General features: G+C 53.9%; 8 protein-coding genes and 1 tRNA gene. 6 read left to right on the forward strand and 3 right to left on the reverse strand.

The window, feature by feature from the left end; translation table 11 throughout:
- Positions 1 to 518: 518 nt before the first annotated feature.
- The 3 genes from JUK32_RS11090 to JUK32_RS11100 all read right to left on the reverse strand — a co-directional run bounded on the left by JUK32_RS11090 (position 519) and on the right by JUK32_RS11100 (position 4,890).
- Positions 519 to 2,627 carry a TIGR00300 family protein gene (locus JUK32_RS11090; RefSeq protein ID WP_204138922.1) on the reverse strand — a complete coding sequence of 703 codons (2,109 nt, stop codon included), beginning with the start codon at positions 2,625 to 2,627 and terminating at the stop codon, positions 519 to 521.
- Between the two features lie 493 nt (positions 2,628 to 3,120).
- Positions 3,121 to 3,354 (reverse strand): DUF2283 domain-containing protein, encoded by a 234-nt coding sequence (locus JUK32_RS11095; protein ID WP_204138923.1) that lies wholly within the window; start codon positions 3,352 to 3,354, stop codon positions 3,121 to 3,123.
- A gap of 396 nt (positions 3,355 to 3,750) precedes the next feature.
- Positions 3,751 to 4,890: a hypothetical protein gene (locus tag JUK32_RS11100; protein ID WP_204138924.1), complete on the reverse strand. Its 1,140-nt coding sequence runs from the start codon at positions 4,888 to 4,890 to the stop codon at positions 3,751 to 3,753.
- Positions 4,891 to 5,400: 510 nt separating this feature from the next.
- Here JUK32_RS11100 and JUK32_RS11105 point away from each other — a divergent pair.
- From JUK32_RS11105 to JUK32_RS11130, 6 genes are all read left to right on the forward strand, one after another.
- Positions 5,401 to 5,793 (forward strand): hypothetical protein, encoded by a 393-nt coding sequence (locus JUK32_RS11105; RefSeq protein ID WP_204138925.1) that lies wholly within the window; start codon positions 5,401 to 5,403, stop codon positions 5,791 to 5,793.
- Between the two features lie 480 nt (positions 5,794 to 6,273).
- Positions 6,274 to 6,354, forward strand: a tRNA-Leu gene (locus tag JUK32_RS11110).
- A gap of 540 nt (positions 6,355 to 6,894) precedes the next feature.
- Positions 6,895 to 7,410, forward strand: a complete 516-nt coding sequence (locus JUK32_RS11115) for an SRPBCC family protein (protein WP_204138926.1) — start codon at positions 6,895 to 6,897, stop codon at positions 7,408 to 7,410.
- On the forward strand, positions 7,401 to 8,186 hold the full coding sequence (locus JUK32_RS11120) for a transglutaminase family protein (RefSeq protein ID WP_204138927.1): 786 nt from the start codon (positions 7,401 to 7,403) through the stop codon (positions 8,184 to 8,186). The genes JUK32_RS11115 and JUK32_RS11120 overlap by 10 nt, the downstream gene beginning before the upstream one ends.
- A 1,605-nt stretch (positions 8,187 to 9,791) precedes the next feature.
- Entirely contained in the window at positions 9,792 to 10,931 is a 1,140-nt protein-coding gene (locus JUK32_RS11125) for a glycosyltransferase family 4 protein (protein WP_204138928.1), read from the forward strand.
- 31 nt (positions 10,932 to 10,962) lie between these two features.
- Complete coding sequence (locus JUK32_RS11130; RefSeq protein WP_204138929.1) at positions 10,963 to 13,290, forward strand: amylo-alpha-1,6-glucosidase; 2,328 nt, start codon at positions 10,963 to 10,965, stop codon at positions 13,288 to 13,290.
- Positions 13,291 to 13,808: the final 518 nt, after the last annotated feature.

Genomic DNA, 13,808 nt, shown 5'->3' on the forward strand with positions numbered 1-13,808 from the left:
CCCTTTAAATGGAACTATTCGGGCAAGCCTTTGACCTCATAATGGCTATGGTTATTTATGCCGTCGAGTACTAGTAACTTATGTAGAGGGCATCTTTCCGCATGGCACGAATGACTTTAGAGTTGATCAGAATACTTGCGGTATAAGGTTTCAATGGCCTCTGATCTCATTTTGAGGCGGGAAACTATGTGAAATGATATTGTTCACATTATTAATATTATTCCCTTTGAATAGCTATTCACCAGCGGCAATCACTCTCCGGAGACACCAAGAGTTCATCAAAATTAGATGAACGACAGATTAGGCGTTTCAAACCATACCTCTGAAGAGATGTAATCCAAAATTAGGCCGTTGGATTTTTTTGGGCTCTAGCGACCAAAATTTCTCCGATTCTATATGTAGGCCAATGAGCATTTACCCAAAAAGCCGCTGTATCAATACTCCTTGTGGAAGTCAATACAACGGCTTTTTTGTGTCGATTCGAGCGGTGACGCTAAGAGCGCCGCCAGCATCCTTGACTACACTTGGGCGGCGTATTCGCCAGTGAGTTTGTTCAGTTGGTTCACCAACAGGCTCAGGAACAGCCCGACATCCGTGACTACGCCGATGGATTCCAGCGAGCCGCGATCGCTCAACTTCGTCACCACCGCCGGGTTAATGTCCACGCACACCATCTTCACGCCAGCGGGGGTCATGTTGCCCACCCCGATGGAGTGCAGCATAGTCGAGAGCATCAATACCAGGTCAGCGCCCTCAATCAGCCGGGCATAATCCGCCTGAGCTTTCAGCAAATCCATTTGTGTATCGGGTAGCGGTCCATCATCGCGAATGGAGCCCGCCAGCGAAAACGGCACGTTATGTTTCACGCACTCGTACATCACCCCGCTCTGCAAGATGCCTTGCTCGACGGCTTGGGCAATGCTGCCACACCTGCGAATGGCGTTGATCGCCTTGAGGTGGTGACGGTGACCGCCATGCACCGAAATACCGCGCTGCATGTCCATGCCGAGGGAAGTGCCCATCAGCGCCTGCTCGATATCGTGAACCGCGATCGCATTCCCCCCCAGCAAGCCATGAACGTAGCCGCCGCGAATCAGCGTTTGCAAATGCTCACTACCGCCCGTGTGAATCACCACCGGGCCAGCCGTGACCACCGCTTTGCCCCCCTGGTCGCGAATGCGTCGCAAATCCCAAGCAATTTGCTCCACCACTAGTTCGACACGGCGCTCGCTCGACACCCCGGCCCCCATAAAGCTGAACTCTTCGGATGAGCGTGGCTTGAGGCTCGTATCTTTACGGCGGGTGCGAATGCCCTCACTGCCGACCACCACGGACTCACCCACTTGCAAATCCCGCAGGAGCTTACAGCGAGCGATGGGGCCATCCGCCGTTTGTGTCACCGAGATCGCCCCATCCATGCGCTGACCCTGTACCGGAATCCACTGACCGTTGACGGAGATCTCCGTCGGATAGATCGCCGTTACATAAAAGTCGTCGGGTGCCACCCCCGCTTGCACCACTGCTTCTAAATGGGCCGCTGCCGTGTCGTCAGACTTGACCACCGCGCCTAAATCGACCAGTTGCCCCAAAATGTCTTCAATCACCGTCGCATCCGGCGCTGACACCTTGACTTCGGCGGTCGAGACATCCTGGCGTTGCTCTCCCAACGTGAAATTCAATACCTGAAAGCTACCGCCCCCCGCCACAATCAGGTCGAGCGCTTGGTTGACCAAGCCCGAGTCCAGCAGGTGCCCTTCAAAATGCACAATGCGGTTTTGCACCGCAGCGGTGGCCCGAGGCGAGACTTGTCTGGGCTCGGTGACCCGCAGCGTCAAACATTTCGCCGCGCCACCCGCCTTCAAAAACTCCGTCAGCGGCGTTTCAATAATTTGAAAGCCGCGATCGTTGAGCACTGTTTTGAGCTGATCACTAGCTTGGTTGAGCACGATGGTGCGATCGATATTGACCGCATTGCAAGCAAAGTTGACCGCATCGACTTCGGCCACCGCGATGCGCTTTTCGGCCGGAACGCGGCGCTCAATCAAGTGATTGGAGTACGTATCAAAAGCGGGTGGATAGTACAGCAGATAGCCGTCAGTCAAAGGACAAAAACAGGTATCCAGGTGATAAAATCGCCGATCAATCAGCCGTAGCGATAGCACTTCCACATCCAGCCACTGGGCCAAATAAGGATGAGAATCCAGCTCAGTACGGAAGCCATAACCCGCCCACAGCAACTCGCCGGCGCGATCGAGCAACGCATCGCCCGCGCCCTCAAACGGTAAACTCTTGGGCAAAGTCTTCACCGTGAAGCCCTGATCGGCGAACCATTGCTCAAAATAAGGTTCTTCGCCCTGGCGCTCCGGATGGAAAAAGCGACTGAGCACCACCGTGTCGCCTAACACCAGCCCCGCATTCGCCGTGAATACCATGTCTGGCCAGCCTGGGTGTGGCTCCACCAACTCGACCGTCACCTGTTCCTTCAAGATTTCATAGAGTTGTTGCCACTGCTCTTCGGCGCGATCGCGCGATGAGCGATGAATATTTCCCTCCATCCATGGGTTGATGACGTAATCGACCTCATAGTGGTGAGGCGCACACATCAAAATTTGCACTGGCTTGGTCATAGTCCGCTTCCGTTCTGAAACAATATCTTTACGCGACGTTCGATAACTGACTGAGGTCGTCTTCTCCCCAGCTCTCAATTATCACCGACCACAGATTCACAAAGTCACAATATCGACCTTCGTCAACCTGGCGTTTCATGATTCCTTAACAAAAGTGGAACCATCATCGCCGGAATACAAGCTCAACTCAGTCATCAGTCCTTGGCAATACTCGGCCTCACGTCATGTCCAGCCGCCTGCAACCACGGCCAAATCCTTCATTGAATTGCCAAAGACTGATTGCCCTAAGGATCATCTCAGGGCGTGAAATGTCTGCAGTTTATCCCCTTCATAGATATGGGGCGGTTGTGCTGGCTGACATGAGTAACAAGATTTGACAGCAGTGGGCAGCAGCAATTACAGCGCTTTGACACAGCGCCAGGCATCGCTGCATCAGCCAACAGCCCCACTCATCTCAATCAGTCTGTTCAATCAGTCTGTCAGCCCGTCAATATTATTCGTTGCTCATGGGCTGAGGCTTGTTTAAGTTGGCCTCACCAATATCGAATGAGATGGCATACGGGCTATCAGTTTTAATCGAAGCCCTTCTGATTTCCAGGCCGACCATCTGACCGTCTTCGTCGTAATCTAGGATCAAACCGGGCGAAATTTGGGTCGTTTCCTCAATGACCGCTTTCACAAAAGCGATTTGCAAAATGTCTTTGTCGGGGTCATAAATGACTTTCATATGCAAAAGGAAACATCATCAATACACCAGAATAAGCAGACAAGAACCTTGATAAACAAGAAATTTTGAGCACCCTCTTATTCCCTTACAGCCCTGAATTATAGCGTTTCTCAACAGGCTTGCCGCTTGCTGCTCAGGAAATCTCAATTATATGATTGCCCTACATCGAAACTTTTCGCTAATTGCCGGGGCAACGTTTAGGCTCATGGCGACGTTGATGAAGACGATGGTCAGCCCTTCGTCCTTCCAACTACCGTATAGTCACAAGCTAACCCGCTGTCACCTTGGGCATATCTTGACTGGGAGATTCAGGAATTTACGATGCCCACACTACCAGCATGGGCAATCGGTTGTTCGATCAAGGAGTATCTGCCTAAAGTGCGAGTGCCACTGGCACTAAGGTTGGGGTGGGGCACTGGGGTTCGCAAAGGTGTTGATGTATCCACCGCCGGTATAAACCCCTGGCGCACGTGGCGCACTGAAGGGTTGTGGCACAGTCGGTGTTGGCGCGGTAGTGATCCCAGCACCTGTAGGGGCATAGGGCGTGACATACCCGTTACTGACATCGACATTAGAGGAATTGAGGTTCGGCACTCCCGTACCTGAGGAGGCCCCGGTCAGGCTGGAGTTGGATGGTGCAGCGGGGTTGCCGGGAAAGGTTGAAGTGCTGGTTGTGCTGCCCGGCAAGGGGGGCATTAAGTCTAGCGAAGCGGGGGGAGTATAGCCAGTGGTGCCTGGTGGGGGAGACATTTGTGGCTGAGTCGGCAAGACCGGAAAATCAACCCCTGGAATGGTGGTGATTTGCGAGCTGAATTCTCCCGGTGGGAGGGTGATTTGTCCGTTCGCGCCGGTCGCAGTTGCTCTCCCCCCCGTCGAAGTGCCTGCGGTTGGCTGAGCGCTGTTGAAGAGCGATCGCAATTCATTCGCCAGCGGCGAGTCAGGTTGCGTTTGCACTGCCCCTGCCAACCCGGCTTGATTCCGTAAGGCTTCTGCTAATGGATTAATGGGACGTTGCTCCGTCGCAGAGGGATTCCCAAAGGTGCCAAAACTAATCCCCCCAAACTGTCCACCAGGACTGCTAGGAGTGGCTTCAGGAGTGATTGAGTTTCGACCAAACTGATATTGCTGTAAATAGTCAGAAAAAGGACTGGTGGCGATCGACGCGCCTGAACCATTGCCTTCTGCTAGGGCTAAAACTTCGCTCAGGAATGAGTCTTGGCTAGTTAGAGCGCCCTCTGGCAGGGCTTGGATGCGCGGATTATTGCCCGGTTCTACCCCGAGCTCATTCATCAGCACGGTCAGGCTATCCAGACCAGCCGCCGCCGCCCGCTCTTCTGGCGTGAGTCCGGTCAAGTTAGCCTCTTCATTAGGCCCGGTGGCATCATCTTCAAAGGCCCCAAACCATTCAGGATGGTGCAAGTAGTCCCACACAAAGGCCCCTAGCAGCAACGCCCCAACCGCTGAAGCGAGTGGCAACGGTCGAGTAAAAAAGCGGAGCCGCTTAATCACTACATCCAACCAGGTGGCGTTTTCCATCTGTTTTTAAGGCCTTAACCCAATCTCTACCTCACATGGTAGCTGTCAGGTCTGGTTTATGGCGTGGACGTAGTATGTCTTGTCAGTTACTTTGCAAATGCCTGCAAATGCACATCGGAGGCAGGTCAAACCGGGGCGTTACGCTAAGGAATTAGCGGGAAAAGAAGCCCCGGTGGTGAGAGTAGGTGAGTGGATGAGGTGGTGGGTCGGTGGGACAGATTTAAGTGAGGAGCCAATACTTTTATTTCAAGTACGTCTCCTAACAGTCGACAGTTCTCGATGCGCCAAGAGGGGCGGGTGGCTTGCCTAGAGCCCGACTCAGGCCCATGGCGATAATTAAAGATAGTGATGTCTTAAACCCGGCATTGATGCAGCAAGAATGCTTGCGGTGTCCATGGGTCCCCAGGTGGCCTTGCGCCCTGCTGTTGCCGCTTACACAAAATTCTGTACAGTCTCTTAAAATCACGCTTGCTACGTCACAATAAATGTATATCAGCGTATGGATTCCTAATGTTCGGCACTTTTCAACAATCGACGTTGCGGGTTGAAGTGGACGCGCCTGCTGAGGTGATTCGCGACAGCCTACTGCAACCGCGCCAATTCAAACAGTGGCTGTGGCCTCAGACCTTTTCGGTGGGGTTACCTGACGTGCTGGAACTGGGGGCAACGTTTACCGGTTATTTGGGGCCGCTACGGGTGCAACATCAAGTTACAGACCTCACCCCCCACAATATTCGCTTTTTACTGTGGGAGGGCGTTGACGGTTTTCATGAGTGGTGCTGGGGCGACGGGTGGGTGCAATCTCGCATTGAAGGGGTCTCCGTACTCCCCATCAACCTGGGTCAGAGCCTGACTTTGATGCGCCTCCAGCGATTCTTGGCTGAACAGAATGTGATTGCGTAGAGAAGGCTACAGCCGCCTTGGGTGGATGGCAAGACATTAGTGACATCGCAGGGGTATCGCGATCGCCGCATGTCTCCAGGGTTGGCAGTCTTCTGCAAAATTATCAGCATTGGTGAAAGAAGAAACGAGGCAAACGAAAACATCGACCCGCCGCAACTTTTTCTCAAGTTGTGCCTCAGGCCGCGATCGCCTGTAGTCAGTCCTGTAGTCAGTAAAGACTGCAAGTACCGGTGACTGATGATGACTGACTCAGGCTTCCAGGATCTTGGAGTTTTATAAGGTTAGGAGTAAGGCAATCAGGCGGCTTGACAAGGTGACAAGCAAGCTGACCGCCAAGTCTTCCATAGATGCTGCCTGCAGAGGAGTTGAAATTGGGCGTTAACATTTGCTGATCGCCGCAAATTTCCCTTGAAAACGGCTCAATCTAAGCTATTTTAAATGAGCGGTTCTTGTGATCCCTCTGAGCACCGTACCTCCCACGCGGATGTGGTGGAATTGGTAGACACGCACGCTTGAGGGGCGTGTGGCTTTGCCGTGCGAGTTCGAGTCTCGCCATCCGCATTATTTGCCTGGTATCGCATCTGGCGAATATGTTTTTTGCCGTCATACAATCAAAGCTTAAGTGAGCTCTCGCATTAGCGACACGAACTCCGGAAAGCGATATCAATTCCGGAACGATGACAAAAAGCGCCGGATCGTACATTTAGCATGTCTTCATTACTTAGAGCAGTAACGCAACGACGGAACGATGCCAGGTGCTCTCTGAACTTTGGTTCACATTGACAATGATGTCACTGTAAACGCTTCCGGAGTATTCAAGACTCCGAGGGCATCTTTGTCTTCTGTTGCTATGGTGTGCTGTGAAACGATTTGTCTGCGGGTGCTGCGGGCGATCGCCCACTGAGGGTGGCGAAGAAAACAGACCCATCGCTGCTGGCAAAATTCAACAAGACTCTAACCAATATTGACGCCAGGTGGATAGTTCATCATGATCGTCTTCGGGTTTTCTAAAAACCGCCATACTGAATGAGCCATCAAAATTTAGGTGGTGCGCCAATTGCTGATCGCACAATTGCGCCACTGTTTCGATAGAAAGTTTAAATGCCTCCGTTAATGCTTGAGCGCCAAGTTGAAGTGGACGTGGCCTGCTCGGTCGAACAAGTTTACGACCTGTGGGACAACCTGGAAAATGTGCCGCGCTGGATGCCGTTGGTCAAAAGCGTCGAACCCATCCCCCGCGAGCCTGATCTCTGGCGGTGGCAGTTTGGGGTGCGGTTTCCCCTCCTCGTCGAGTGGGTATCTCGGATTGAGCAGCGCATTCCCGGCCAATTGATCGCATGGCAGTCCATCTCGGGGCTCCGCAATCAGGGCAGGGCCGAGTTTGCACCCCGCGATCGCGGCTGTCGCCTCCGCCTCACCCTCGCGTTTGCCCTCCCTGGCGGTTTGGTGGGCACCATGCTCGAAAAAATTGGTCTCGATCGCTGGCTGGAGGAAAATCTCGTCGATAGCCTTCATCGCTTCCAAACCCAGATTGAGACGGAAGTTCGCCGTCACGTCGATGCGCCCTCGCACCCTGCGCCATCCGAAGTGTTTCACCGAGAAAATGTATGCGACTGACTGCTGGATGCCAATTGTCTTTTACCGCACAGGTGCCTGCGCCCCTGGTGCTGATGCTGCGGCCGCAAAGTGGGGCTAGCCAAACCGTCATCGAAGCCAACTTACAATTCACCCCCCAGCTCACCGCGACGGAATATTTCGATCTCTACGGCAATGCCTGCCATCGTCTGCTCATTCCGTCAGGGAAGTACCAAATCACGTCGCAAGTCACCGCCGACACGGCAGACATGATTGACGTCAACCCCGACGCGGCCTTTGTCCCAGTTCAATCTTTGCCGGACAACGTGCTGCACTTTCTGCTGCCCAGTCGCTATTGCCAGTCCGATTTGCTGGGCGATCTGGCTAATGAAATTGTGGCGGGCATTGACTCAGGCTATGACCAGGTCGAAGCGATTCGCAGCTGGATTCACGACCACATTGTTTATCGATACGATACAAGCGACGCCTCGACCTCTGCGATCAATACGGTGCAAACCCGTCAGGGCGTCTGCCGCGATTTTGTCCACTTAGGTATGGCCCTGTGTCGCAATCTGACCATTCCCGCGCGCATGGTGGTGGGCTACCTCTACCAGCTCGACCCGATGGATCTCCATGCCTGGTTTGAAGCATATGTGGGCGATCGCTGGTACACCTTTGACGCCACTCAGTCAGAACCTCGGGGAAACCGCATTGCGATCGCCTATGGCCGCGATGCAGCGGATGTGGCTCTCGCCAACCAATTTGGCCCATTAACCCTGACCGACATGCAGGTCTGGGTACAGGCATCAAACGCATAAATGGTAGGAGCGAGAATTATCAACTAGAATGGATATATTAATAGCGACAACGCTACATGTTGCAAAGCAACCCCAAAGATTCATCCAAACCAAGTAAAGTTCTTGACAATGCCTAGTCAGAAAAACGGTTCTGATTTTTGGGCTTTGGGAAAAGAGTCTTTTTAGGATGGTTTTCGATGCCGCCAGTTTCGGGCATCGGAGTTACAAAAACTTTCATGTCGCTGCCACATTTCTGGAGTTAGTGCGGCCCCGGAAGGCTCCTAGAATTCTCGTTTTCAAACAGCATAATCTCCCTGATCAGGTAAGGGACTGCTGCCGTACTCACAAAACTAATTGAAAGCCTACATTGGTTCTATCGGCTTGCCTATGCTAAGGCACTGGACCACAGCCCGAAATTTATAACAGGTAAGAGGCTTAAGATCCTTGCCCAGGCTTTAGCCTACTCATTCCCGTAGAACCCCAAATTTTTTCCGGTCTGGAATCAGTTCCGACCACTCATCGCGCTATTGCAATTCTCACGACATTTGCCTTCGCCGAACGCTCTCTTTCAGAGATTCAGAACCTCCCAAAAGGCCTTTGTTGTTTCATTTTTTAGCTGAAAAATGAGACAGCAAAGACAACGAAGACTGACTCAAAAATTAAAAATCTCATATTTGGTTGAACTGAACACTCAGCTTCAAATCAACCCAACCACACTAATACGATTTAGGAAAACAACCTTCATGTTAGCCACAATTGCAGCCCCCCACAAACTCCTTCATCAGTTCACCCCCATTAAACCAGCTCTGCCAGCTATTCCAGCCCTACCAGTCCTGCCAGTTATTTCAGAGAGGATTACACCGACTCATGTCCAGTTTGATGACAGCATGACCAATTGTCACACTTGCCCCTGTTGTTCCTCCGTTTTGCTGAGGCATATCAGTCGTAGCCGGGTGTACTGGCGTTGTAGTCGTTGTCGCGCTCCGATGTCAGCTTGGATGCCGTTTGGGTAAACCGAGTACAGTGCGGCGTAGATTTCCACACTTTTGGCTCACTCTTCGATAAGCCGCTTCGCGTCTGCACGCTAAATTCCTTTCCCAACCAAATCGGTTTGGCGTGCCGTCAGATCCCGTGCTGTCGAAGGGGGCTATACCCATCTCGTTTGGGTCTGTCCCCCTTCTTAAGGCTATCCATTTGGCAAAACTCTATCAAAACCTTGTATAGCAAGGCTTCTGGCCTTGAGTTGCAGGGGGTAAAACCTCACCGCCTGCGGCACCTCTCCTGGGTAAGGAGAGGTTTATCAAGGCTGCCGGTTCCTCTCCTGGCGTGGGCGTAGCCTGCCCGGAGGGCTTAGGAGAGGAGAGGAGAGGAGAGGAGAGGTTCTACAGCTCATAAAACTGCCGCGACCGATCGCTGCAACCTTTCCCCGACAAGCGATGCACCAGTCCCCGACAAGCGATGCACCAGCTTGTGTATAAGGGATAGCTTCTTAAGGGGAATTGGGGGGATCTAATCCCTGACAACGATTCATCCGAGACTTATTGATCAGCAGTAGCAACCTGGGGAGAGGGACTTCCAATCAGTATCAAGACTTAAGTCGTCGAGTACTAGCGAGAGGATACGAATATGCGAGTTGCTCAAATTACCCCTCTATGGGAGCAGGTGCCCCCTATCGGTTATGGCGGCACGGAAACGGTCGTTAGTTTATTAACTGAAGAACTCGTCCGGCGAGGCCATCACGTCACCTTATTTGCCTCTGGTGACTCAATCACCCTGGCCCACCTGGATGCAGGGTGCGATCGCGCCCTGCGCCCCCTGGGCATGTTGCCCCCGGAATACGCCCAGTATGAAGAGCAGCAGCTCACTAAAGCCTTTGACCTCGCTGGTCAGTTTGACGTGATCCATTCCCACATGGATCTGGCGGCACTGGCCTATGGAGAACGGAGTCTAACACCTGTGGTGCATACGGTTCACGGTATTTTGACGGCAGTGACGGGCAAGCTCTTCGGCCAGTATCGCCAGGCAAACTTTGTCAGCATTTCCAACTCCCAGCGGCGAGATGACCTGGGTCTCAACTACGTGGCCACGGTGTATAACGCGATCGCCCCTGACCAGTTTGAATTTTATCCCCAACCCGCTACGCCACCCTATCTGGCTTTTCTGGGACGGATGTCGTTGGAAAAAGGGCCTCACCTGGCGATTGAAATTGCCAAACGCAGCGGCTGGCCCCTAAAAATGGCTGGAAAAATCGATTTTGAGAACCGGGAATTTTTCGATCAACAGGTGGCTCCCCACATTGATGGCGGGCAGATTCAGTTTTTAGGCGAAGTGAGCCAGGCGGATAAAAAAATCCTGATGGGGCAGGCAACGGCTACGCTATTTCCTATTACCTGGCCGGAGCCGTTTGGGTTAGTCATGGCCGAGTCAATGGTCTGCGGTACCCCGGTGATTGCGATGGCGATGGGCTCCGCCCCAGAGATCGTGGCAGATGGCCACACCGGTTTTCTCGGCCACACGGTCGAAGACTGTATCGCGGCGGTGGCCAAGATTCCGACCATCAGCCGTCAGGACTGCCGCGACCATGTGGCCGCCAACTTTGGGATCGCCCGCATGGTCGATGGCTATGAAGCGGTATATCAGCAGCTGATCAACGAGCGATTTAGCCTGGGTCTGAGACCGACTTTGAAGAGCGATCGCACCCGCCCTATCGATCGCCCTGGCGAGCTCCCACCCTGGCCACCCCAGCCAGCGCCGATCGATCCGTAAAGCCTTGATTTCCCGTTATCACTGGAGCCCCATGACCCCAACTAATTTTGCTGACAAGGGTGAGCAGACCGTGAACCCAGTCGCCAGCTCTTTAAATATCGTTGAACTGGATGGTCGCATCTTTGCCCCGGCCCAGCAGGTGCCAATTCCGGAATGGCCCTGCACCACTACCCGACGACGGCAGCCGTCCCTGACCCTTAAGGACAACGATTTATTCTTAATCACCGATACCCTGGGCAATATTGCGGGTTGTCAGGACGAACCGATCGCCTCCAGTCTCGGACTCTTTTGCCGCGATACGCGGTTTCTTAGTCGCCTGGAACTGCAATTTGAGGGGCAGCCGCCGATCTTGCTCAGCAGTACCGCCCAGCGGGGCTTTGCCCTGTCGGCCCTTTGTGCCAACCCCTACATTCCGGAAGCAGGCGATCGGCCAGCGATGCGAGCCGAGACCATCGGCATCCAGCGGGACTTGGTGCTGCAAGGGGGACTCTTTGAAGAATTGGTGCTCACCAACTACAACACCCAGCCCGTGAGCTTTGAGCTGAGCCTTAGCTTTGATGCTGATTTTGCCGATCTGTTTGAAATTCGCGGCAAAGTGCGGCAGCAGACAGGCCGCATCCTGCGTCCGGTGCGGCTGCTAGAGAAAACTCCCGAGCCGATTCCGGTCTTTAATGACGGCCTGACCAATGGCGACGGAGGCGAACTGACCCTGGCCTACCAAGGGGTCGATCAGCTACTGATGGAGTCACGAATTCAATTTTACCAGCGGCGACCCGACCGGCTCAATGGCTACACGGCGATCTGGCAGGTCACCCTCCAGCCCCACGATAGCGAGACCCTAGGCTATCGACTCCAGCCCTTTTTAGACAATCATCCGGCCTCCCAAGTGGGCCTGCCAGCCACCCTGAGTCAGGCGCTGGCGGCGGAAACGATGGAGGAACAGCAGTGGCGCGAAGGGGTCACCAGTATTCGCACCGACAACCGAGCGCTGAACCAAATTATTGAGCGGGCGGAACAGGATATTTATCTGCTGGGGCAAACCTTTGGCGAGGACAAAATTTTGTCGGCGGGGATTCCCTGGTTCGCCACGCTGTTTGGGCGCGATTCGCTGATTGCGGCGATGCAGACCCTGATGTTTGACCCCGCCCTGGCCCGCCAAACCCTGACGGTGCTAGCTGAGTACCAGGGTCAGGTGGAGGATGACTGGCGGGAAGAAGCGCCGGGCAAAATTCTCCATGAGATGCGGTTGGGGGAAATGTCGCGGGCGGGGGAAGTGCCCCACACCCCCTATTACGGTACGGTGGATGCCACGCCGCTGTGGCTGATGCTCTATGCCGACTACTATGCCTGGACGGGCGATCGCGCGCTGCTGGATCAGCTCTGGCCCCATGCCCTAGCGGCCATGGACTGGATCGATCGCAGTTGCGAGCAAACGGGCTACGTTACCTACGACTGCAAATCGCCAGGGGGGCTGCAAAACCAGGGCTGGAAGGATTCGGGAGACTGCATCGTGGATGCCGCAGGCCATATTGCCGAAGGGGCGATCGCCCTATCGGAAGTGCAAGGCTATGTCTACGCGGCGAAGGTCCGGCTGAGCCACCTGGCCGGTTTGCAAGACCGAACCGACTTGAGCGATCGCTGGAATACTGAAGCTGCCAACCTCAAAGCTATTTTCGAACGAGACTTCTGGCTAGCAGACGAGGGCTATTTTGCCCTAGCTTTGGACGGCAATGGTCAGCCCGTCGATAGCATCACCTCTAATCCAGGTCACTGCCTGGGGCTGGGGATTTTCTCCCCCGACAAAGCCCGCAGCGTGGCCGAACGGCTCCAGGCTCCCGACATGTTTAGCGGTTGGGGTATTCGTACCCTCAGCTGCAATTCTCCGGCTTATAACCCGATGGGCTATCACGTCGGCTCGGTGTGGCCCCACGACAACGGACTGATCGCGGCGGGGTTGCGATCGCTGGGCTACACCGACCAGGCGCTGGAAATTGCCCAGGGCATTTTTGACATGACGATCGTCCAGCCCTACCAATGTCCGCCAGAGCTATTCTGCGGCTTTGAGCGCACCCCCACCAATCGCCCCGTGCGCTACCCGGTGGCCTGTTCCCCTCAGGCGTGGGCGACGGGTACAGTGTTTCAACTGCTGCAAATCATGGTGAATCTGGTGCCCGATGTGCCCAATAATTGTCTACGCATTGTGCAGCCCACCCTGCCCGAATCAGTCAGCTATCTGTCACTGAAGAATTTCAAAATCGGCCATACGTTACTAGACCTGGAGTTTGAACGGTCTCAGGAGGCCACTGCCTGCCGGGTCATGCGCAAGCGGGGCAATCTGCGGGTGGTGATTGAGGCGTGAAATATCTGTGCCGGAATCCCTTTGACCATGAGGATCAAAGCATAAATATCCACATTCGCTAGGGCAGGCGGTTTGTCTGCTTTGGGAAAGCTTATGGCAAGGGCGGCGCTGCTAAATCGATGACAAGCTGCGCCAACCCTTCGCGATCGCCGCACTCAGAATGAGATTGGCAAAAGCAAAACATCCCGAAGAAGACCTGTGCCCAGAAAATCCATCCATAGCGAGCGGAAATTTGGTTAGCGGGCGGAAATTTGGTTAGCGGGCGGAAATTTGGTTAGGGCATGGGCGTCCCCTGCACCTTGAACTTTGCACCCGTTTATACCGACTCTGCCAAGTAAGGATACAGAGGAGAATGCGGCAACCTATACAGAGCAGAACTTTTCCAATCCAAAATCGAAAATTGGTATTAAGTAGCTAGACCTAATTAAACGGTACCCTGGCGGCTGATTTCGACTCCGCTCAATCAGCAAAATTGCTTGCCAGGTAAGGCGTTGAGGGCTGAGCGAAGTCGAAGCCCG

Origin of the sequence: Halomicronema sp. CCY15110, from assembly GCF_016888165.1 — a bacterium.
Lineage (GTDB): Bacteria > Cyanobacteriota > Cyanobacteriia > Phormidesmidales > Phormidesmidaceae > Halomicronema.